At 42.5% G+C, this 18371-nt stretch carries 25 protein-coding genes; 15 read left to right on the top strand and 10 right to left on the bottom strand.

Annotated features, from left to right (window positions below; translation table 11 throughout):
* The 8 genes from TZ92_RS08945 to TZ92_RS08910 all read left to right on the top strand — a co-directional run bounded on the left by TZ92_RS08945 (position 1) and on the right by TZ92_RS08910 (position 6750).
* Entirely contained in the window at positions 1–429 is a 429-nt protein-coding gene (locus tag TZ92_RS08945) for an NUDIX hydrolase (RefSeq protein ID WP_033630112.1), read from the top strand.
* Complete coding sequence (locus TZ92_RS08940) at positions 426–827, top strand: hypothetical protein (RefSeq protein ID WP_000575302.1); 402 nt, start codon at positions 426–428, stop codon at positions 825–827. The genes TZ92_RS08945 and TZ92_RS08940 overlap by 4 nt, the downstream gene beginning before the upstream one ends.
* Entirely contained in the window at positions 806–1756 is a 951-nt protein-coding gene (prmA, locus tag TZ92_RS08935) for a 50S ribosomal protein L11 methyltransferase (protein ID WP_033630111.1), read from the top strand. Before TZ92_RS08940 ends, prmA begins: the two co-directional genes overlap by 22 nt.
* A gap of 1 nt (position 1757) precedes the next feature.
* Positions 1758–2501, top strand: coding sequence for a 16S rRNA (uracil(1498)-N(3))-methyltransferase (locus TZ92_RS08930; protein WP_033630110.1), 744 nt, complete (start codon positions 1758–1760; stop codon positions 2499–2501).
* A gap of 10 nt (positions 2502–2511) precedes the next feature.
* Positions 2512–4308 carry an oligoendopeptidase F gene (pepF, locus tag TZ92_RS08925; RefSeq protein WP_033630109.1) on the top strand — a complete coding sequence of 599 codons (1797 nt, stop codon included), beginning with the start codon at positions 2512–2514 and terminating at the stop codon, positions 4306–4308.
* 28 nt (positions 4309–4336) lie between these two features.
* Positions 4337–5119: a hypothetical protein gene (locus tag TZ92_RS08920; RefSeq protein ID WP_033630108.1), complete on the top strand. Its 783-nt coding sequence runs from the start codon at positions 4337–4339 to the stop codon at positions 5117–5119.
* Between the two features lie 61 nt (positions 5120–5180).
* Entirely contained in the window at positions 5181–5972 is a 792-nt protein-coding gene (locus TZ92_RS08915) for a DUF2785 domain-containing protein (protein ID WP_033630107.1), read from the top strand.
* A gap of 109 nt (positions 5973–6081) precedes the next feature.
* The gene (locus TZ92_RS08910) at positions 6082–6750 is read left to right on the top strand and encodes an MIP/aquaporin family protein (RefSeq protein WP_000714830.1); all 669 of its coding nucleotides are present in this window, start codon (positions 6082–6084) and stop codon (positions 6748–6750) included.
* A 217-nt stretch (positions 6751–6967) separates the two neighbouring features.
* On the opposite strand, the gene queF is transcribed toward TZ92_RS08910, so the two are convergent.
* The 7 genes from queF to TZ92_RS08875 form a co-directional block, all read right to left on the bottom strand.
* Complete coding sequence (gene queF, locus TZ92_RS08905; RefSeq protein WP_000082579.1) at positions 6968–7459, bottom strand: preQ(1) synthase; 492 nt, start codon at positions 7457–7459, stop codon at positions 6968–6970.
* A gap of 17 nt (positions 7460–7476) precedes the next feature.
* Positions 7477–8193, bottom strand: coding sequence for a 7-carboxy-7-deazaguanine synthase QueE (gene queE, locus TZ92_RS08900; protein WP_033630105.1), 717 nt, complete (start codon positions 8191–8193; stop codon positions 7477–7479).
* Positions 8186–8629 carry a 6-carboxytetrahydropterin synthase QueD gene (gene queD, locus TZ92_RS08895; RefSeq protein ID WP_000464575.1) on the bottom strand — a complete coding sequence of 148 codons (444 nt, stop codon included), beginning with the start codon at positions 8627–8629 and terminating at the stop codon, positions 8186–8188. Before queD ends, queE begins: the two co-directional genes overlap by 8 nt.
* Entirely contained in the window at positions 8629–9282 is a 654-nt protein-coding gene (queC, locus tag TZ92_RS08890) for a 7-cyano-7-deazaguanine synthase QueC (RefSeq protein WP_033630104.1), read from the bottom strand. The genes queD and queC overlap by 1 nt, the downstream gene beginning before the upstream one ends.
* Positions 9283–9482: 200 nt before the next feature.
* Positions 9483–9797 carry a thioredoxin gene (trxA, locus tag TZ92_RS08885; RefSeq protein ID WP_001029576.1) on the bottom strand — a complete coding sequence of 105 codons (315 nt, stop codon included), beginning with the start codon at positions 9795–9797 and terminating at the stop codon, positions 9483–9485.
* Between the two features lie 14 nt (positions 9798–9811).
* Entirely contained in the window at positions 9812–10033 is a 222-nt protein-coding gene (locus tag TZ92_RS08880; RefSeq protein ID WP_000570247.1) for a DUF4649 family protein, read from the bottom strand.
* A gap of 99 nt (positions 10034–10132) precedes the next feature.
* On the bottom strand, positions 10133–10513 hold the full coding sequence (locus TZ92_RS08875; protein ID WP_033630103.1) for a MarR family transcriptional regulator: 381 nt from the start codon (positions 10511–10513) through the stop codon (positions 10133–10135).
* A 196-nt stretch (positions 10514–10709) separates the two neighbouring features.
* Between TZ92_RS08875 and TZ92_RS08870 the strand changes: the two genes are divergently transcribed.
* Complete coding sequence (locus tag TZ92_RS08870) at positions 10710–11084, top strand: CidA/LrgA family protein (protein WP_000781325.1); 375 nt, start codon at positions 10710–10712, stop codon at positions 11082–11084.
* Entirely contained in the window at positions 11081–11776 is a 696-nt protein-coding gene (locus TZ92_RS08865) for an LrgB family protein (RefSeq protein WP_033630102.1), read from the top strand. Before TZ92_RS08870 ends, TZ92_RS08865 begins: the two co-directional genes overlap by 4 nt.
* Positions 11777–11807: 31 nt before the next feature.
* Here the strand turns inward: TZ92_RS08865 and TZ92_RS08860 are convergent, their stop codons facing one another.
* The 3 genes from TZ92_RS08860 to TZ92_RS08850 are packed head-to-tail and all read right to left on the bottom strand — an operon-like array spanning position 11808 to position 13623.
* Positions 11808–12542, bottom strand: a complete 735-nt coding sequence (locus TZ92_RS08860) for a hypothetical protein (RefSeq protein ID WP_033630101.1) — start codon at positions 12540–12542, stop codon at positions 11808–11810.
* Between the two features lie 15 nt (positions 12543–12557).
* Positions 12558–13253 (bottom strand): ABC transporter ATP-binding protein, encoded by a 696-nt coding sequence (locus TZ92_RS08855; protein WP_033630100.1) that lies wholly within the window; start codon positions 13251–13253, stop codon positions 12558–12560.
* Positions 13254–13257: 4 nt separating this feature from the next.
* A complete protein-coding gene (locus tag TZ92_RS08850; protein ID WP_000119117.1) occupies positions 13258–13623 on the bottom strand; it encodes a GntR family transcriptional regulator in 366 nt (121 codons plus the stop codon).
* 140 nt (positions 13624–13763) lie between these two features.
* Between TZ92_RS08850 and nrdR the strand changes: the two genes are divergently transcribed.
* The 5 genes from nrdR to der are packed head-to-tail and all read left to right on the top strand — an operon-like array spanning position 13764 to position 18332.
* Positions 13764–14237 (top strand): transcriptional regulator NrdR, encoded by a 474-nt coding sequence (gene nrdR, locus TZ92_RS08845; protein ID WP_001203678.1) that lies wholly within the window; start codon positions 13764–13766, stop codon positions 14235–14237.
* Positions 14238–15401: a DnaD domain protein gene (locus TZ92_RS08840; protein ID WP_033630099.1), complete on the top strand. Its 1164-nt coding sequence runs from the start codon at positions 14238–14240 to the stop codon at positions 15399–15401.
* Positions 15402–16298, top strand: coding sequence for a primosomal protein DnaI (gene dnaI, locus TZ92_RS08835; RefSeq protein WP_033630098.1), 897 nt, complete (start codon positions 15402–15404; stop codon positions 16296–16298).
* Positions 16295–17008 (top strand): NADPH-dependent oxidoreductase, encoded by a 714-nt coding sequence (locus tag TZ92_RS08830; protein WP_033630097.1) that lies wholly within the window; start codon positions 16295–16297, stop codon positions 17006–17008. Before dnaI ends, TZ92_RS08830 begins: the two co-directional genes overlap by 4 nt.
* Positions 17009–17021: 13 nt before the next feature.
* Positions 17022–18332 carry a ribosome biogenesis GTPase Der gene (der, locus tag TZ92_RS08825; protein ID WP_033630096.1) on the top strand — a complete coding sequence of 437 codons (1311 nt, stop codon included), beginning with the start codon at positions 17022–17024 and terminating at the stop codon, positions 18330–18332.
* Positions 18333–18371 lie beyond the last annotated feature (39 nt).

Genomic DNA, 18371 nt, shown 5'->3' with positions numbered 1-18371 from the left:
ATGGAAATAGAAATTTCTGATTTTACAGGTTGCAAAATTGCCCTCTTTTGTGAGGATAGGATTTTAACTATCTTACGCGATGACAAATCAAACATTCCATACCCTAATACCTGGGAATTACCAGGTGGCGGACGAGAGGGTGATGAAAGTCCTTTTGAGTGCGCGGCGCGTGAAGTTTATGAAGAACTAGGAATTCATCTGACTGAAGATTGCCTGCTTTGGAGCAAGGTGTACCCAAGTATGCTTTTTGAGGGGAAGAAATCCGTTTTTCTAGTGGGAAAGTTGACTAAGGAACAGTTTGACAAGATTGTCTTTGGTGATGAAGGGCAGGGATATAGACTGATGAGCGTTGAGGAGTTTCTTGGCTCAGATAAGGTTGTACCCCAGTTGCAGGATAGAGTGAAGGATTATATGGAGGAAGTAAAATGATTTTTGCAATTGCAACAACGACGTTAAACAAGGAAGTTAAACGCAAACTAAAAACAGGACAATATTCTAGAGAAGAAGCTACATTCATCTATTTGGAATATTTAAAGTTAAAGAAGCAGAGAGAAAGTGGTACGAAAGTAGCTGGGATTTCTATGGCCCTTATCTGGGGGTTGCTGTATGTTCTGTCTTTACAAGGTGAGAATAATCAAACACTCTCATTTTCAGAATATTTTTTGTTTCTGATACTGTTAGCAGGAATTGTTCTATTTGTTTATTATCTTATGTTTGGTATTTTTAAACAGCAGATTCATAGCGCAATGAAAGAACATTATACAGATGTGATTGAAGAATTTAAGAAAAATAAGGAAGATTCAAAATGGAAACGTGGCAAGAGTTAAAAGTTACAGTGAAGCGAGAGGGAGAGGAGCTGGTCTCTAATCTCTTGATTGAGCTGGGAGCGCAAGGTGTTGCGATTGAAGATAGTATGGACTATGTGGGGAATGTCAACCGTTTTGGTGAAATATTCCCTGAAGTCGAGCAGCAAGAAGAAATCATAGTGACAGCCTACTATCCTGATACGGTTGATGTGGCAGTGGTTGAGGCGGATTTGCAGGCTCGTCTAGCAGAATTGACCGATTTTATGGATCTAGGAGAGGTCAAGATGGGCACGACTGACTTGGCCGAGGAAGACTGGGCTGACAACTGGAAGAAATACTATGAGCCAGCTCGCATTACTCATGATTTGACCATTGTGCCGTCTTGGACGGACTATGAGGCGACTACGGGAGAAAAGATTATCAAGCTAGATCCTGGTATGGCCTTCGGGACAGGAACCCATCCGACCACTAAGATGAGCCTTTTTGCTTTGGAGCAGGTCCTTCGTGGTGGAGAAACAGTATTAGATGTGGGTACTGGTTCAGGAGTACTTTCCATTGCTAGCTCTCTTCTTGGTGCCAAGGAAATTTTCGCCTATGATCTTGATGATGTGGCGGTTCGGGTGGCTCAGGAAAATATTGAGCTCAATCCAGGCATGGAAAACATCTATGTAGAACCAGGCGATTTGCTCAAGGGTGTGGAGATTGAAGCAGATGTCATTGTGGCCAATATCTTGGCGGATATTCTCATTCATCTGACAGAGGATGCTTATCGCTTGGTCAAGGATGAAGGCTACCTGATCATGAGTGGCATTATCAAGGACAAGTGGGACATGGTGCGCGAGTCGGCTGAGTCTGCTGGATTTTTCCTTGAAACCCACATGATTCAAGGGGAATGGAATGCCTGTGTCTTTAAGAAGACCAAGGATATTTCCGGTGTGATTGGAGGCTAGCATGCAACAGTATTTTGTCAAAGGCAGTCCTATCTCTCCTATCACCATCGAGGACAAGGAAACCAGCAAGCACATGTTTCAGGTTATGCGCCTGAAAGAAGGCGATGAGGTTGTTTTGGTCTTTGAGGATGGTATCAAGCGCTTGGCGCGCGTGCTAAATGTGGAAAATCGTCAGTTTGAATTGCTTGAAGAATTAGCTGACAATGTGGAACTACCTGTCCAAGTGACCATCGCATCAGGCTTTCCCAAGGGAGATAAGCTGGAATTCATCACTCAAAAGGTGACCGAACTGGGTGCTAGCCAAATCTGGGCCTTTCCTGCTGATTGGTCGGTCGCCAAGTGGGATGGCAAGAAATTGGGCAAAAAGGCTGAAAAACTAGAAAAAATCGCCCTTGGAGCAGCCGAGCAAAGCAAGCGAAATCGGGTACCGAGTGTTAGTCTTTTTGAAAAAAAATCAGACTTTCTAGCACAACTGGACCAGTTCGACTCTATTGTAGTGGCCTATGAAGAATCAGCAAAAGAGGGAGAAGCCGCTGCGCTCTTACAAGCAGTCACTGGTCTTGAAAAAGGAGCCAAATTGCTCTTTATCTTTGGCCCAGAAGGCGGTCTTTCACCTGCAGAAATTGAGAGTTTTGAAGCCAAAGGAGCCGTCTTGGCAGGACTTGGTCATCGCATTTTACGAGCAGAAACAGCGCCACTTTATGCCTTATCAGCCATTAGTGTATTATTAGAATTAGAAAAATAAGAGGAAGAAAATGGAACAAAAACACCGTTCAGAATTTCCAGAAAAGGAACTTTGGGATTTAACCGCCCTATACCAAGACCGTGAGGATTTCTTGCGAGCAATCGAGAAAACACGCGAAGACATTAACCAATTTAGCCGTGATTACAAGGACAATCTTCACACTTTTGAGGATTTTGAGAAGGCCTTTGCGGAATTGGAACAAATTTATATTCAGATGAGCCATATTGGCAATTACGCCTTTATGCCTCAGACGACAGACTATAGCAATGAAGAATTTGCTAATATTGCCCAAGCTGGGATGGAATTTGAGACAGATGCCAGTGTGGCCTTGACTTTCTTTGACGATGCCTTAGTCGCTGCAGATGAGGAAGTCTTGGACCGTTTGGGTGAATTGCCGCATTTGACGGCAGCCATTCGTCAGGCCAAAATCAAAAAAGCCTACTATCTAGGAGCTGATGTGGAGAAGGCCTTGACCAATCTGGGTGAAGTTTTCTACAGTCCCCAGGACATTTATACTAAGATGCGTGCTGGTGATTTCGAAATGGCTGACTTTGAAGCTCATGGCAAGACCTACAAAAACAGCTTTGTTACCTATGAGAATTTCTACCAAAACCACGAGGACGCTGAGGTTCGTGAAAAATCCTTCCGTTCCTTCTCAGAAGGACTCCGTAAGCACCAAAATACGGCTGCGGCAGCTTATTTAGCCCAAGTCAAGTCTGAGAAATTGTTGGCAGATATGAAGGGCTATGACTCAGTCTTTGATTATCTTCTGGCTGAGCAAGAAGTGGACCGTGCCATGTTTGACCGCCAGATTGACCTCATCATGAAGGATTTTGCGCCAGTTGCTCAGAGATACCTCAAGCATGTTGCCAAGGTGAATGGTCTTGAAAAGATGACCTTCGCAGACTGGAAACTGGACTTGGATAGCGCTCTCAATCCTGAAGTGAGCATTGATGATGCCTACGATTTGGTCATGAAGTCAGTCGCACCATTGGGTAAAGAATACACCCAAGAAATTGCCCGTTACCAAGAAGAGCGCTGGGTAGACTTTGCTGCTAATAGTGGCAAGGATTCAGGTGGTTACGCAACGGATCCATATCGCGTGCACCCTTATGTCCTTATGAGCTGGACAGGCCGTTTGAGCGATGTCTATACCTTGATTCATGAGATCGGGCATTCTGGTCAATTCATCTTTTCAGATAATCACCAAAGTTACTTCAACGCCCACATGTCGACCTACTATGTTGAAGCGCCGTCAACCTTCAATGAATTGCTTTTAAGTGATTATTTGGAACATCAGTCTGACGACCCTCGTCAAAAACGCTTTGCTCTTGCCCACCGCTTGACAGATACCTACTTCCATAATTTCATCACCCACCTCTTGGAAGCAGCCTTCCAGCGCAAGGTTTATACATTGATTGAAGAAGGAGAAACCTTCGGAGCAAGCAAACTTAACAGTATTATGAAGGAAGTCTTGACGGATTTCTGGGGAGATGCTATTGAAATTGACGACGATGCGGCCTTGACTTGGATGCGACAAGCTCACTATTACATGGGCTTGTATAGCTACACCTACTCTGCTGGTCTTGTCATCTCAACTGCTGGCTATCTCCATCTGAAACATTCAGAAACTGGAGCTAGAGACTGGCTCAATCTTCTTAAATCAGGTGGTAGTAAGACACCGCTTGAGTCAGCCATGATTATCGGAGCGGATATTTCAACGGACAAACCACTCCGTGATACCATCCAGTTCTTGTCTGACACAGTTGACCAGATTATAGCCTACAGTGCCCAGTTGGGAGAGTAGGGAAATGGGCAAATTTTAGGAGAATAATATGAATAGAATCAAAGAATGGCTAGAGCAAGATCCCCAAAGAATGCATTTTATCAAAATTGGTCTAGTTTTGTTGGGAATCATTTTGTTGATTGCTCTACCTACTCTCTATCTTGTTTTGAGCGGAGTTGGTATTTGCTATTTTGTAAAGAAAGCACCAGATATTCGAAAAAGAAATCTAATGATCGGGATTTTCATTGTCAGTTTTGTTGCAGTTGCTCTTCAAACTCCAACAGTCACAAAGAAAATTTCATCCTCTCAATCAGAAACTATGCAGACTGCGACATCTACTACTTCGACAACTTCAACCACGGATACTTCATCTAGTATAGAGGAAGCAAAACGAATCGAAGAAGAGAAAAAAGCTAAAGAAAAAGCAGAAGAAGAGAGAATTGCCAAAGAAAAAGCTGCAAAGGAGTTGCAAGAAAAAGGTGAAACCTTAGTCAAACAATTGGAAGACAGTCAAGATGCGAGTCAAGTGAAGTCTGCTAAAGAAACAGTTAATCAGATTGAAAATAATGATAAAAAGACAGAGTTGCTTGATAGAATAGGTGCAGTTGAGTCGTTAATTTCTCAAAAAGAAGAAGAAAAAAGAGCTGCGCGTGAAGCTGAAACCAAAGCTCAACAGCAAGATAGAATTGTCTATGTTGCAGACCATGGGAAATCAAAAGTTTATTGGTATAGTAAGGATAGAATGCCTTCAAAAACGAATAAGGCTAACGTTGTTGAGATGACAGAAGCAGATGCGATTGCAGCAGGAAAACGTCCATCTAAAAGAGAATAAGACAGAAAGTTATCTTGGGCTGGTTTTTTGAACAGTTGCTAGAAATGTAGAGGTACTTGAGATGCGTAAAAAATTACAAAGAAAAGTGACAGAAGAAAAACCAAGCTATAGCCGAGAAGAAATTCAGTGGTTGATCGAGCATTTGGGAGATCCCTCTCCAGAAATTCGAGACGAACTTGTTTTTACGAGTTTGGCTAGAGGGATTCAAGAAGAGTTGTTTTCCCTTGAGCAGTTTCAGTTTATCTCAGAAGAGGTCTCCTCTGATGAAGGTCTATACAAAGAGATTGATAGTAGAGGAGTTTCGGCTCTTAAACGTTCTTTTAGGGCGCTTATTTATGCCAATCTTTTGTCTGCAGATGGTAACGAGCACTCTCTTTTCTATAAAGGTTTAAAAGCTGATATAAGAAATGCTATGCTGTCTCAAGGTTTGTATTACCTAAAAAAAGAAAAGGATACGACAGGTTTTTCAAGTCAGTATGGTTGGGTTCACGCTTTTGCGCATGGAGCTGATCTCTTGACGGAAGTTATATGCCACCCTAGCTTTCCAAAGTCAGATATAGCCGAAGCATTTGAAATCATTGGGAAAATCTTTAAACGTGTTGAGATTCGTTTTACAAATGATGAAGATTGGCGGTTAGCCAGAGCGTTTTATGAACCAATCTTACGAGGGAAAATCGAACCTTCTCTCCTCACTGCTTGGCTGCAAACAGTCGAATTTCCCTTGAAAGAAGTAAATGATTTCCATAAATTTTCCAACTTCAGATCCTGTCTATTGGAAGTCTATATCCAACTTGACCAGAAAAATAGTTTACAAGATGCCTTGAAAGAAGCCATTCAATCCTTTCAGTACTAAGGATAAGCGAGTCGTTTTATGATTTTCAAAGAACTTTCCAGTCAATTTTCTTGAAACCCTTTCCTCCTTCTGATAGACTAATACATAGTTTGAAAAAAGGAGACTTATCATGAAAAAATTTGTTGCTGAATTAATCGGTACATTTATGCTTGTGTTCATCGGAACAGGAGCTGTTGTTTTTGGGAATGGTGTTGAAGGTCTTGGACACCTTGGAATTGCTTTTGCCTTTGGTTTGGCAATTGTAGTCGCAGCTTTCTCAATCGGAACTGTTTCAGGTGCTCACTTGAACCCAGCTGTTTCGATCGCTATGTTTGTAAACAAACGTTTGTCATCTTCAGAACTTGTAAACTACATCCTTGGACAAGTAGTTGGAGCTTTCCTTGCGTCAGCTGCGGTATTCTTCCTCTTGTCTAACTCAGGCATGTCAACTGCTAGTCTTGGTGAAAATGCCTTGGCAAACGGTGTCACTGTCTTTGGTGGTTTCTTGTTTGAAGTCATCGCAACTTTCTTGTTTGTTTTGGTTATCATGACTGTAACATCAGCAAGCAAAGGAAATGGCGCGATTGCTGGTTTGGTAATCGGTTTGTCATTGACAGCCTTGATCCTTGTGGGATTGAACATTACTGGCCTTTCAGTAAACCCAGCTCGTAGCTTGGCTCCTGCTGTCTTGGTAGGTGGCGCAGCCCTTCAACAAGTATGGATTTTCATCCTTGCCCCAATCGTTGGTGGCGTTCTTGCGGCCCTTGTTGCGAAAAACTTTCTTGGAACAGAAGAATAATTGAAACTCAAAAAGCCTTGCTCCTCAGTTTGAGGAACAGGGCTTTTTCGTATTATACTCTTTGAAAATATCTTCAAACCACGTCAGCATCCATCTGCAACCTCAAAACAGTGTTTTGAGCTGACTTCGTCAGTCTTATCTACGACCTCAATGCAGTGCTTTGAGCAACCTGCGGCTAGCTTCCTAGTCTGCTCTTTGATTTTCATTTAGTATGAGTTTAGCGGTTGTCAATTTTCTCTGGATAAAGGTCGTGTTGGAAGAGGCGTTGTTCTGCCAAGCCTTCATACTTAGTTCCTGGCTTACCGTAGTTGTAGTAGGGGTCGATTGAGATGCCACCGCGCGGAGTGAATTTTCCCCATACCTCCAAATAGCGAGGGTCTAGTAGATTGACCAAGTCTTTCCCGATGGTGTTGATACAGTTTTCATGAAAATCTCCATGATTTCGATAGCTAAAGAGGTAGAGTTTGAGGGATTTTGACTCGACACAGAGCTTGTCAGGAATGTAGGAAATATAAATGGTCGCAAAGTCTGGCTGAGCAGTGATTGGGCAAAGCGAGGTAAATTCAGGACAGTTGAATTTGATGAAATAGTCATTTTCAACATGACGATTGTCAAAAGATTCGAGGACTTCTGGTTGATAGTCAAAAATGTAGTTGGTTTCTTTGTTGCCGAGGAGGCTAAGGTTTTTCATTTCTTCTTGTTGTGACATGATTTTTTCTTTCTAATTTAAACACCACGTTGGTTGTCGTAGAGGAGGGTATGAAGTTGAGGAAGGACGCGGACATTGCCCCAGCTATCGTCAGCAGCGACGCGTTCCCAGAGTTCTTTGAGGCGATCTAGTTGGTCTTGGACAATATTGCCTGTAGCCTTGGGCTCAGGATTTCCAGCCGATAAGAAGAGGACATCTGGTTGGTAGCGTTCTTGAATCCCTTTAGCAAAGGCCAAATCAGCATCATCAAAGACAGGAATTTTAAAGGTGACCTTGTCTGGATCTAGTTGGGAAACGATAAAGTCCAAGGTCTCGAAGTTGATTTCCATCTTGGATGAAGGAGGCTTGGGACTCAGGGTGACCTGATCGATATCTTTTAACCAATTTTGCCAGCGGGAGCCTTGGGTCTCAACTGCCAGAGTGACACCACGTTCCTTGAGCTTAGTGACCAGTTCAGCCATGTTAGCTGCTAGGATAGCAGGATTTCCCCCAGATAGGGTAACGTAGTCGTAGCTTCCTAGTTTGTCTAAGGCAGAAATGACTTCGTCAGCGGTCATGCGAGTAGGCTTCTCAGAACCATCCCAAGTAAAGGCAGAGTCGCACCAGTCGCAATGGTAGTCGCAACCAGCAGTGCGGACAAACATGGTTTTCTGCCCGATAGCACGGCCTTCACCTTGAAAGGTTGGGCCGAAAATTTCCAGAACTGGTAGTTTGAGGACACGTTCCCTAGTCATCTAACCACTCCCGTCTAAACTCCGCAAAGGCAGTCGGAGTTTCATAGAGGCGAACGTATTCCAAACGGAGACCGCGCTCGTCAGGCAACTCTTGACTCATGGTTTGGAAAATCCAGTAAACCATATTTTCAGCAGTCGTGTTCATATAAGGCAGAGTTTCATTGAGATAGCGATGATCCAAATGGGGCTCTAAGTAGTTCTTGTAGATGGCTTTGATATCTCCGAAATCGTAGGTCATGCCCCGTTCATCTAAAAATCCACTGACAGCGATTTGTAAATGATAAGTGTGGCCGTGCAGGGACTTGCATTTTCCCTCATAGTGAAAGAGGTGGTGGGCAGCATCAAAGGTAAATTCTTTTGATACCAAGGTTCTGTGAGGATTGTAGACCAGAGACTCGCCAGTTTCTTGTTTGATTTCTTTGGGTGCAAAAAACATTAGCCCTCTCCTTTCTGTGAAAGATAAACATCTAGTCCATGCTGACGTAGATGGCAGGCTGGGCAATCTCCGCAGCTACTACCGATAATCCCATTGTAGCAGGTTAAGGTCTTCTCACGAACGTAGTCAAAGGAACCAAGTTGGTCGGCTAACTCCCAAGTTTCAGCCTTGTCTAGCCACATGAGAGGTGTTTGGATAACAAAGTCGTAATCCATGGCAAGGTTGAGAGTAACATTGAGGGATTTGACAAAGACATCCCGACAATCAGGGTAGCCTGAGAAATCTGTCTCGCAGACACCTGTCACGATATCTTTAATGCCTCGTTGCTTGGCAAGAACTGCCGCAAAGGACAGAAAGAGGTGGTTGCGGCCGTCAACAAAGGTATTGGGAACCTCTCCCTCTTTTTGCTCGATCTCCAGATCAGAGGTCAGGGCATTTTCAGTGATTTGTCCCAGCAGAGACATATCTAAGATGTGATGACGAATGCCTTGTTCCTTAGCGATTTCTCTAGCAACTTGAATTTCGAGATGATGGCGTTGGCCGTAGGCAAAGGTGACGGCTTCGACTGTTTCATAGTGTTCTTTAGCCCAAAAGAGGCAGGTTGTGGAATCTTGACCGCCGCTAAAGACGACCAAGGCTGATTGACGTTTCATAGTACTCCTTCCAAAATGGGAAATGTTCCGAGCACGCAAAAAGCTCCCATGAGGGAGCTAAAAAATACCAAGTAGAGGTTTTTTTTAGCGATGGCATGTCCCAAACATCGTAATATTCTACCTACAGTCTAGCATATTTTTTGAAAAATGGCAAAGGGCAAGAAAAAAGAGACCAATAAAGTACTTGGTCTCTCGTGTGATTAGCTCAATTCAGCAACGATAGCCTTGATTTGTTCTGCAGTGTGTACTCCAGCAACTTGTTTCACCACTTGGCCGTCTTTTTTGAAGAGAAGGGTTGGGATAGACATGATTCCAAAAGCACGAGCTGTGTTTGGATTTTCATCAACGTCCATTTTAACGATTTTCAAGACATCTTCTGAAAGTTCTTCAGACAATTTGTCCAAGATTGGACCTTGCATACGACATGGACCACACCAAGCTGCCCAGAAGTCTACCAAGACCAAACCGTCTTTTGTTTCTTGTTCGAATGTTGCATCTGTAATTGCTTTTGCCATTGTATTTCTCCTTTTTAGTTATATTGGCTTAAATCTTGTTTCATGAGATAGAAGAAGACATCTCCATAAGTCCCATGGTAGTCCAAATCATGACCGTTGTAAGTTAATTTTTGGACTGGGTAGTAGTCTGCGAGGCCGATAAGGCAAGCTTGTTGTGAACGATCAAAGTCGTCATAAGATTCGAACGTTATAGTTCTTTCGTTCTTGCTGGCATCTAGATAGGTAATTTCAATCATTTTAAAAACTCCTTTGTTTAATGATGACTTTATTTTACTCCTTGTAAAAGAGAATGTCAAGAAAAATGATTGCGCACGCAACTTTTTTCTAAAATCATCTTAAATCAAGAAATCCAAACCTGTTTCCAAGCTTTCTTCGACAGCCTTCTGTAGAGAGGCCAGTGTCTTTTGCCCATCACTTGTCAGGCAGATAAAGCTAGAACGTCTATCTTGATCACAACACATGCGACTAAGTAGACCGCAGTTTTTCTCTTCCAAGCGAGCCACCATCCGAGAAACAGCGCTCGGGCTCAGATGAAGTTTATCTGGCAGGTCAATCTGGCGTAGAGATTTTTCTTGGGCCAAGTCCAGATAGTAGAGCAGGTAAAACTCTTTCAAGGTCAGACTTTGGTCACTCTGCTGGGCAATGGTCTCTTCTAAGAGACCTTCGATTTCTTTCTGACGCCGATTGAAGTCAAACCATTTTTCCAAATAGGTCATTGCTTTCTCCTTTCTTTTAAAAGTAAAAATCACAAAGTCATTACTGATTATCTTTGTAACACAAGATGATTGCGCATGCAATGATTATACTACTTTTAACTAATCCTTGCAAGAGAGAAGAATTTCAATATTTCCTTGAAATTTTCTGAAAAAAGAGTAAACTGGTATGCAAGAAGTCTATTTCGTGGAGTTTAGGATGAAATTATATGTTCAATTAATGATTCTCTTTGTGATTTCTCTAATCGGTGAGGGAATCTCCAGTTTCTTTCATCTGCCCATCCCAGGCAGTATTATCGGCTTGATTATTCTCTTTCTAGCCCTACAGTTCAAGTGGCTGAGAACCAGACATGTCAATATGGTCGGGAATTTCTTGCTGGCCAACATGACTATTCTCTTTTTGCCACCAGCAGTGGGTATCATGGAAAAGTTTGATGTGATTGCCCCTTATCTCTTGCCCATCGTCTTGATTGTCTTTTTTGCGGCTGTCATCAACATTATCCTTATTGCCCTAGTGGTTCAGTTTATCAAGAGACGATTTGAGGGAGATTATGAGAAAGGAGATGCCAAATGAGCGAATTTGTTTCCAATCCTCTGTTTGGGCTTGCGCTGTCTATTCTAGCTTATCTAGTGGGGATGTTGATTTACAGACGTTTTCCCCATCCATTGACAACGCCCCTGCTTTTGTCAGCTATTTTTATCATTATTTTCCTTAAGGCGACGGGTATTTCTTATCAAGATTATTACCAAGGTGGGGTTTATCTGAACAACTTGATTGTCCCATCGACCGTGGCTCTAGGGATTCCGCTTTATAAGAGTTTTCACCTGATGAAGCACCATGCTCGGAGTATTCTCTTTGGTAGTCTGTTAGCAGTAGTTGTCAATACTAGCTTCACTGCCATAGTAGCAAAAATATTTGGTATGGACTTTTTCCTAGCCATTTCTCTCTTTCCCAAGTCAGTGACAACCGCCATGGCAGTGGGAATCACAGAAAAATTGCAAGGATTAACAACTGTAACCTTGGTCGTCGTAGTGGCAACTGGGATTTTGACTAGTGTAATCGGACCAACCCTTTTGAAATGGTTGAAGATTGATGATCCAGTGGCTGTGGGACTTTCTCTTGGAGGAACAGGTCATGCTGTCGGAACGGGAACAGCCTTTCGATACGGCTCAGTAGCAGGAGCCATGGGTGGCTTGGCTATCGGTGTCACTGGTATTCTCTACGTCTTTGTCAGTCCCATCGTAGCCAGTTTGATATTGAGTTAAAGAAAAACCCAGCTTTCTAGCTGGGCATTTTTTATTGCAAATTAACCTTGTTTTTCAAGATATAGTAGGTTCCGAGATAGTAGATAGCTGATAAAAAGAGATCGCGCAAGATTTCTGTACTAATCATCATGTTAAGGTCATTGTCAACTCTTAAGAAGAAAGTGATATAACCAATAACGATTGAAATAACGATATAGGCTAGAATCCCCATAGCTGTTCGATACTCATTAAAGAGTTGACCGATCGAGATTGCGAGGTAGATGGACAAGATCCATGTAATCGAACCGACAAGTAGTGAAACCACATAAAGTCCACCGTAACTGAGGTAAGGGGAAATGAAGTTATAGAAGGCAGTGAAGTCTTTTTCTATTGGTGTTAAGAAGATGATGATCAATATACTCAAGATAAAGACGATATAGCTTAAGATGGACCAAACAAGGCCGCCTAAAAGTTTTGCGGTGATGATTTGGTGCTCAGAGACAGGCAAGGTCAAGGTCAAGTAACCTTGGCGATCATAGACACTGCCCTTAAATCTTCGGATGATTAAAAAGATTGTTGCAATCCAAAGAGTGACGCTGAGTCCTCCAAATACCAAAATTAAAAATCCTAATAGGTAGGAGGGATCATTACCATAACTAGTGTAGTGCTGACTGATACCAGAAAAGGATATTCCAATCAAAACTGAAATTGCAAGTACAGCACCGTAGAGTGCAAGATACCATTTATTGATATTTTTAAATTCATAGCGAACTAAATTCCAAAACATAATAATCTCCTTTAACTAAGCCTTGAACTCTTGACGGAAGAGCTGGTCAATGGATTCGCCTGACTCGTAACGAATATCATCGACATTTCCTTGGCGGACGACTTTTCCGTCTTTGAGGAAGATGATCTCATCCAATATTGGCTCAATATCTGAAATCAAGTGGGTTGAAATCAGTACTGTTGAGGTTGGTGAGTAGTTGTTGATGATGGTATTGAGGATATAATCACGGGCAGCTGGATCCACTCCACCGATCGGTTCATCGAGGACATAAAGACGAGCTTCGCGGCTCATAACCAGAATGAGTTGAACTTTTTCCTTGTTCCCTTTTGATAGTTTCTTGAGGCGGTTGTTCTCATCAATGCCAAGATCAGCTAACAGGTGTTGGGCTCTTTCGAGATTAAAATCCTGATAGAAGGTTTTAAAATAGGTTAGAGCATCTTTGACCTTCATCTCTTCATTGAGATAAGTTGTGTCAGGCAGATAGGAGACAATCGCCTTGGTAGCAGGACTTGGATCTAATCCGTTAATGAGGACACGTCCTTTATCTGGCTGAAGAAGACCATTGATCAGTTTGATCAAGGTTGTTTTTCCGAATCCGTTTGGTCCAAGGAGCCCGACAATCTTTCCGGCTGAGATCTCTAGTGAGATATTGTCAAGTGCCGCAGTTGCTCCATATGATTTTGTTACATTTTCAAGTGCTAGTAGTGTCATAGTCTTAAACTCCTTTAATATAGTCGCTTAATACATTTGGCAGTTCTTCTTTTTTGTAGCCAAATTGGAGCATGCAAGAGACGAATTGTTGCAGTTGCTCCTCGGAAAGTTGTTTGCGGGACTGAAGGATGAGGTCCAAATCCTCAGTGACAAAACGACCAGTTGTCCGCTTGCTGTATACAAATCCTTCACGTTCAAGGTCAGACAAGGCGCGCTGAATGGTATTAGGATTAACCCCAGCCTCGCTCGCCAAATCTCTCACGGTAGGGAGCTGTTGATTGGGTTCCAGTTCATGGGAAACAATCTGTAATTTGATTTTTTCCATAATCTGTAAATAAATCGGTTTTGTATTATCAAATGACCAGGACATCATAGTCTCCTTTCTTTGCCTTTGTTGTTCTAATCAAATAATACAATAAAACAAAAAACTTGTCAAGTAAAAATAAGAATTGTTTTGGGAATTGCTCAAAAAATGGTATAATGAAAAGAAAACGACAAGGAGGGAAATGCATGCGTTGTCCAAAATGTGGGGCTACCAAGTCTAGTGTTGTTGATAGTCGACAAGCCGAAGAAGGAAATACTATCCGTCGAAGACGTGAGTGCGACGAGTGCCAGCATCGTTTTACAACCTATGAACGAGTAGAAGAAAGAACGCTGGTTGTCGTCAAAAAAGACGGTACACGAGAGCAGTTTTCGAGAGATAAAATCTTTAATGGGATTATCCGCTCAGCCCAGAAACGCCCTGTTTCGAGTGATGAAATCAACATGGTGGTCAATCGTATTGAGCAAAAACTCCGTAGTCGCAGTGAAAATGAGATCCAAAGCGAATATATTGGGTCTTTAGTCATGGAAGAATTGGCAGAGCTGGATGAGATTACCTATGTTCGTTTTGCCAGTGTTTACCGTAGCTTTAAGGATGTGAGTGAGTTGGAGAGTCTGCTCCAGCAGATCACCCAGTCCTCAAAAAAGAAAAAGGAAAAATAGATGAAGCCAAATGACCGTTTTTCTTTTATAAAGAATAATCGGGTGTCGCAAGATACCTCTTCTCTGGTGCAGTGCTACCTCCCGATTATCGGTCAGGAGGCACTGAGCCTCTATCTATATACCATTACCTTTTGGGATGGTGGGCAAAAGGAGCATCTCTTTTCCCACATCCTCAATCACTTAAACTTCGGCATGCCGACCTTGCTCCAATCCTTTAAAGTCTTATCTGCTTTGGATTTGTTGACCCTTTATCAGAAGGGGGAAACTTATGAATTGCAGCTTCATTCTCCCCTCTCCAGTCAGGAATTTCTAAGCCATTCTGTCTATAGCAGATTATTAGAGAAAAAGATTGGGGATACAGCTGTTTCTGCTATGAAGCAGGCTCCAAGTGAGGGAGAAGCACTCTCTGTTTCTTTGAGCCAAGTATTTCCAACCCTGACTGAAGAAGTGACACCAAGCAAGTCTAAAAGCAAGTTAAAAAATGATTTTGACTTGGAACATTTCCAGCGGCTGATGGCTCGAGATGGCTTGCGTTTTGAAGACGAGCAGGCGGATGTTTTGGAATTATTCGCCATCGCAGATGAAAAAAAATGGACCTGGTTTGAAACCTATCAATTAGCCAAGGCGACAGCGGTGGCTCAGGTTATTTCAGTCAAACGCATGCGTGAAAAGATAGCACAAAAACCAGCATCTTCTGACTTTAGCCCCAAAGAAATGACCATTATCAGGGAAGCCAAAAATAAAACTCCCCTGCACTTTTTAGCGGAAATCAAGCAAACGCGTAAGGGGAACATCACCCAAAGTGAAAGAGAACTCCTTCACCAGATGGCGTCTTTAGGCTTGTTGGACGAAGTCATCAATATCGTCTTGCTTCTAACCTTTAACAAGGTTGATTCGGCTAATATCAATGAAAGATATGCCATGAAAGTCGCAAATGACTATGCTTATCAAAAAATTCGAACAGCAGAAGAAGCTGTACTTCGGATTCGAGAGCGTCAGCAAAAAGGGAAAGAAGATCAGAAATCGAAAACTAGCTCGACTAAGACAAATGTTCCTAAGTGGAGTAATCCAGAATACAAGAATCAAACCAGTGAGGAAACTCGTCTGGAACTAGAACGTAAAAAACAAGAAATGTTAGCCCGATTAGAAGAAGGAGGAGACTAGATGGAAAGTGTGGGTGACGTTATCAAACGTCAGACAAGTCGTTTTCAGTATCAGGACCTAGTCCAGCAGATTATGAAAGACCCAGATGTGGCGGCTTTTATCCAGAAAGAGTCCCTCAGTCCAGAGGAGTTGAATCGTAGCATCTCCAAGTTCAACCAATATATCACAGAACGGGATAAGTTTCTTCGTGGGGATGCTGACTATATAGCGCGTGGCTATAAGCCTATCTTGGTTATGAATCACGGTTATGCGGATGTGTCTTATGAAGAAACACCAGAACTAATCGCGGCAGAAAAAGAGGCTGCAATTAAGAATCGCCTTAAGTTGATCAATTTACCAGCCAGTCTCAAGAAAGCGAAGTTGGCTCAGATTGACCTGGATGATCTAGGACGTTTACCGATTTTTGAGAGACTCTATTCCTTTGTTGATCTTTACCCAAGCATTCGAAAAGGTCTCTATCTTTACGGAGATTTTGGTGTTGGTAAGAGTTTCATGATGGCGGCCTTAGCTCACGACCTATCTGAAAAACGTGGGGCCTCAACAACTATTCTCCACTATCCAAGTTTTGTCATTGATGTGAAAAATGCCATCGGTGAAGGCTCTGTGAAGACCTTGGTGGATGACATCAAGTTAGCAGAAGTTCTGGTCTTGGATGATATTGGTGCAGAGCAGTCGACTCCTTGGGTGCGTGATGAGATTCTCCAAGTCATTCTTCAGTACCGCATGCAGGAAGATTTGCCAACCTTTTTCACTTCCAACTTCAATTTTGAAGATTTGGAAAAACATTTTGCAAAAGGCAAGAACGGAAATGATGAAACTTGGGAATCTAGACGTGTCATGGAGCGTATCCGTTATTTAGCAGAGGAAACAAGATTAGAAGGAGAAAATCGTCGATGACAGAAACGATTAAATTAATGCAAAGCCACTCATCAGTGCGCAGATTTAAGGAGCAAGAGATTCCTCAAGAGGACTTGAATGAGATTTTAAAGGCTGCCCAAATGGCTTCAACTTGGAAAAATTTCCAATCTTATTCAGTGATTTTAGTAAGAAGTCAAGAGAAGAAAGATGCTCTGTATGAACTAGTTCCTCAGGAAGCTATTCGTCAATCAGCAGCATTCTTGCTCTTTGTTGGTGATTTAAACCGTGCAGAAAAAGGAGCTCGTCTCCATACCGATACTTTCCAACCTCAAGGTGTGGAAGGTCTCCTCATTACTTCTGTGGATGCTGCTTTGGCTGGACAAAATACCTTGCTTGCGGCAGAAAGCCTAGGCTATGGTGGAGTGATTATTGGTTTGGTGCGTTATAAATCTGCTGAGTTAGCAGAATTGTTCAAGCTTCCTGATTATACTTATCCTGTATTTGGTATTGCACTAGGTGTGCCGAATCAAAAACATGATGTGAAACCAAGATTGCCTCTTGACCAGCTTGTTTTTGAAGAAGAGTATCAAGAAGTCTCAGTTGAAGCAATTGAAGCTTATGATCGTGTACAAGCAGAGTATGCTGGTGCGCGTGCGACTACAACTTGGAGTCAACGTCTTGCAGAGCAATTCGGTAATCCAGAACCAAGTTCGACTAGAGAAAATCTTGAACAGAAGAAGTTATTGTAGAAAGTGAGAAAACATGGCCTTACCAACTGTTGCCATCGTAGGACGTCCCAATGTTGGGAAATCAACCCTGTTTAACCGTATTGCAGGGGAACGCATCTCAATCGTAGAAGATGTCGAAGGAGTAACACGGGACCGTATCTATGCTACTGGTGAATGGCTCAACCGTTCTTTCAGTATGATTGATACAGGAGGGATTGATGACGTTGATGCTCCCTTTATGGAACAAATCAAGCACCAGGCAGAAATTGCCATGGAAGAGGCTGACGTGATCGTCTTTGTAGTTTCCGGTAAAGAAGGAATCACGGATGCAGACGAATACGTAGCACGTAAACTATATAAAACCCATAAACCTGTTATCCTTGCCGTTAACAAGGTTGACAACCCAGAAATGCGAAATGATATTTATGATTTCTACGCTCTTGGTTTGGGTGAACCTCTACCAATCTCGTCTGTACACGGTATCGGGACAGGTGATGTACTGGATGCTATCGTAGAAAATCTCCCACATGAAGTCGAAGAAGAAAATCCGGATGTCATTAAATTCAGCTTAATTGGACGTCCAAATGTCGGAAAATCTAGCTTGATCAATGCTATTTTGGGAGAAGATCGTGTGATTGCTAGTCCCGTAGCTGGTACAACTCGTGACGCTATCGACACGCATTTTACAGATGAAGATGGTCAAGAGTTTACCATGATTGATACGGCAGGTATGCGTAAGTCTGGTAAAGTCTATGAAAACACAGAGAAATACTCAGTCATGCGTGCCATGCGAGCTATTGACCGTTCAGATGTAGTCTTGATGGTCCTCAATGCCGAAGAAGGTATCCGTGAGTATGATAAGCGTATCGCTGGATTTGCCCACGAAGCTGGTAAAGGGATGATTATTGTAGTCAATAAGTGGGATACTCTTGAAAAAGATAACCACACCATGAAAAACTGGGAAGAAGATATCCGTGAGCAGTTCCAATATCTGCCTTACGCACCGATTATCTTTGTTTCTGCTTTGACCAAGCAACGTCTCCACAAGCTACCTCATATGATCAAACAAATCAGCGAGAGCCAAAACACTCGTATCCCATCAGCAGTCTTGAATGATGTCATTATAGATGCTATTGCTATCAACCCAACACCGACAGACAAAGGGAAACGCCTCAAGATTTTCTACGCTACCCAAGTGGCAACCAAGCCACCAACCTTTGTCATCTTTGTCAATGAAGAAGAACTTATGCACTTCTCTTACTTGCGTTTCTTAGAAAATCAAATCCGCAAGGCCTTTGTCTTTGAAGGAACACCGATTCACTTGATCGCGAGAAAACGCAAGTAAGTCTTGCTTGTTTTCCTATAAAAATAAATTGAAAGAAGA

It is taken from the genome of Streptococcus oralis subsp. oralis (assembly GCF_000960035.1).
GTDB classification, from domain to species: Bacteria; Bacillota; Bacilli; order Lactobacillales; family Streptococcaceae; genus Streptococcus; species Streptococcus oralis_G.
This window is presented reverse-complemented; position numbering and strand designations above follow the sequence as displayed.

Bases quoted from the DNA above. Each gene is read 5' to 3' on its own strand.
- TZ92_RS08860 (WP_033630101.1), bottom strand. From the start codon at position 12,542: ATGTTTTGGAATTTAGTTCGCTATGAATTTAAAAATATCAATAAATGG.
- TZ92_RS08945 (WP_033630112.1), top strand. From the start codon at position 1: ATGGAAATAGAAATTTCTGATTTTACAGGTTGCAAAATTGCCCTCTTT.
- dnaI (WP_033630098.1), top strand. From the start codon at position 15,402: ATGGAAAGTGTGGGTGACGTTATCAAACGTCAGACAAGTCGTTTTCAG.
- TZ92_RS08870 (WP_000781325.1), top strand. From the start codon at position 10,710: ATGAAATTATATGTTCAATTAATGATTCTCTTTGTGATTTCTCTAATC.
- TZ92_RS08840 (WP_033630099.1), top strand. From the start codon at position 14,238: ATGAAGCCAAATGACCGTTTTTCTTTTATAAAGAATAATCGGGTGTCG.
- prmA (WP_033630111.1), top strand. From the start codon at position 806: ATGGAAACGTGGCAAGAGTTAAAAGTTACAGTGAAGCGAGAGGGAGAG.
- TZ92_RS08930 (WP_033630110.1), top strand. From the start codon at position 1,758: ATGCAACAGTATTTTGTCAAAGGCAGTCCTATCTCTCCTATCACCATC.
- trxA (WP_001029576.1), bottom strand. From the start codon at position 9,797: ATGGCAAAAGCAATTACAGATGCAACATTCGAACAAGAAACAAAAGAC.
- queC (WP_033630104.1), bottom strand. From the start codon at position 9,282: ATGAAACGTCAATCAGCCTTGGTCGTCTTTAGCGGCGGTCAAGATTCC.
- TZ92_RS08875 (WP_033630103.1), bottom strand. From the start codon at position 10,513: ATGACCTATTTGGAAAAATGGTTTGACTTCAATCGGCGTCAGAAAGAA.
- queE (WP_033630105.1), bottom strand. From the start codon at position 8,193: ATGACTAGGGAACGTGTCCTCAAACTACCAGTTCTGGAAATTTTCGGC.
- pepF (WP_033630109.1), top strand. From the start codon at position 2,512: ATGGAACAAAAACACCGTTCAGAATTTCCAGAAAAGGAACTTTGGGAT.
- TZ92_RS08850 (WP_000119117.1), bottom strand. From the start codon at position 13,623: ATGTCCTGGTCATTTGATAATACAAAACCGATTTATTTACAGATTATG.
- nrdR (WP_001203678.1), top strand. From the start codon at position 13,764: ATGCGTTGTCCAAAATGTGGGGCTACCAAGTCTAGTGTTGTTGATAGT.
- TZ92_RS08865 (WP_033630102.1), top strand. From the start codon at position 11,081: ATGAGCGAATTTGTTTCCAATCCTCTGTTTGGGCTTGCGCTGTCTATT.
- TZ92_RS08855 (WP_033630100.1), bottom strand. From the start codon at position 13,253: ATGACACTACTAGCACTTGAAAATGTAACAAAATCATATGGAGCAACT.
- queF (WP_000082579.1), bottom strand. From the start codon at position 7,459: ATGTCACAACAAGAAGAAATGAAAAACCTTAGCCTCCTCGGCAACAAA.
- TZ92_RS08915 (WP_033630107.1), top strand. From the start codon at position 5,181: ATGCGTAAAAAATTACAAAGAAAAGTGACAGAAGAAAAACCAAGCTAT.
- TZ92_RS08830 (WP_033630097.1), top strand. From the start codon at position 16,295: ATGACAGAAACGATTAAATTAATGCAAAGCCACTCATCAGTGCGCAGA.
- queD (WP_000464575.1), bottom strand. From the start codon at position 8,629: ATGTTTTTTGCACCCAAAGAAATCAAACAAGAAACTGGCGAGTCTCTG.
- TZ92_RS08880 (WP_000570247.1), bottom strand. From the start codon at position 10,033: ATGATTGAAATTACCTATCTAGATGCCAGCAAGAACGAAAGAACTATA.
- der (WP_033630096.1), top strand. From the start codon at position 17,022: ATGGCCTTACCAACTGTTGCCATCGTAGGACGTCCCAATGTTGGGAAA.
- TZ92_RS08940 (WP_000575302.1), top strand. From the start codon at position 426: ATGATTTTTGCAATTGCAACAACGACGTTAAACAAGGAAGTTAAACGC.
- TZ92_RS08920 (WP_033630108.1), top strand. From the start codon at position 4,337: ATGAATAGAATCAAAGAATGGCTAGAGCAAGATCCCCAAAGAATGCAT.
- TZ92_RS08910 (WP_000714830.1), top strand. From the start codon at position 6,082: ATGAAAAAATTTGTTGCTGAATTAATCGGTACATTTATGCTTGTGTTC.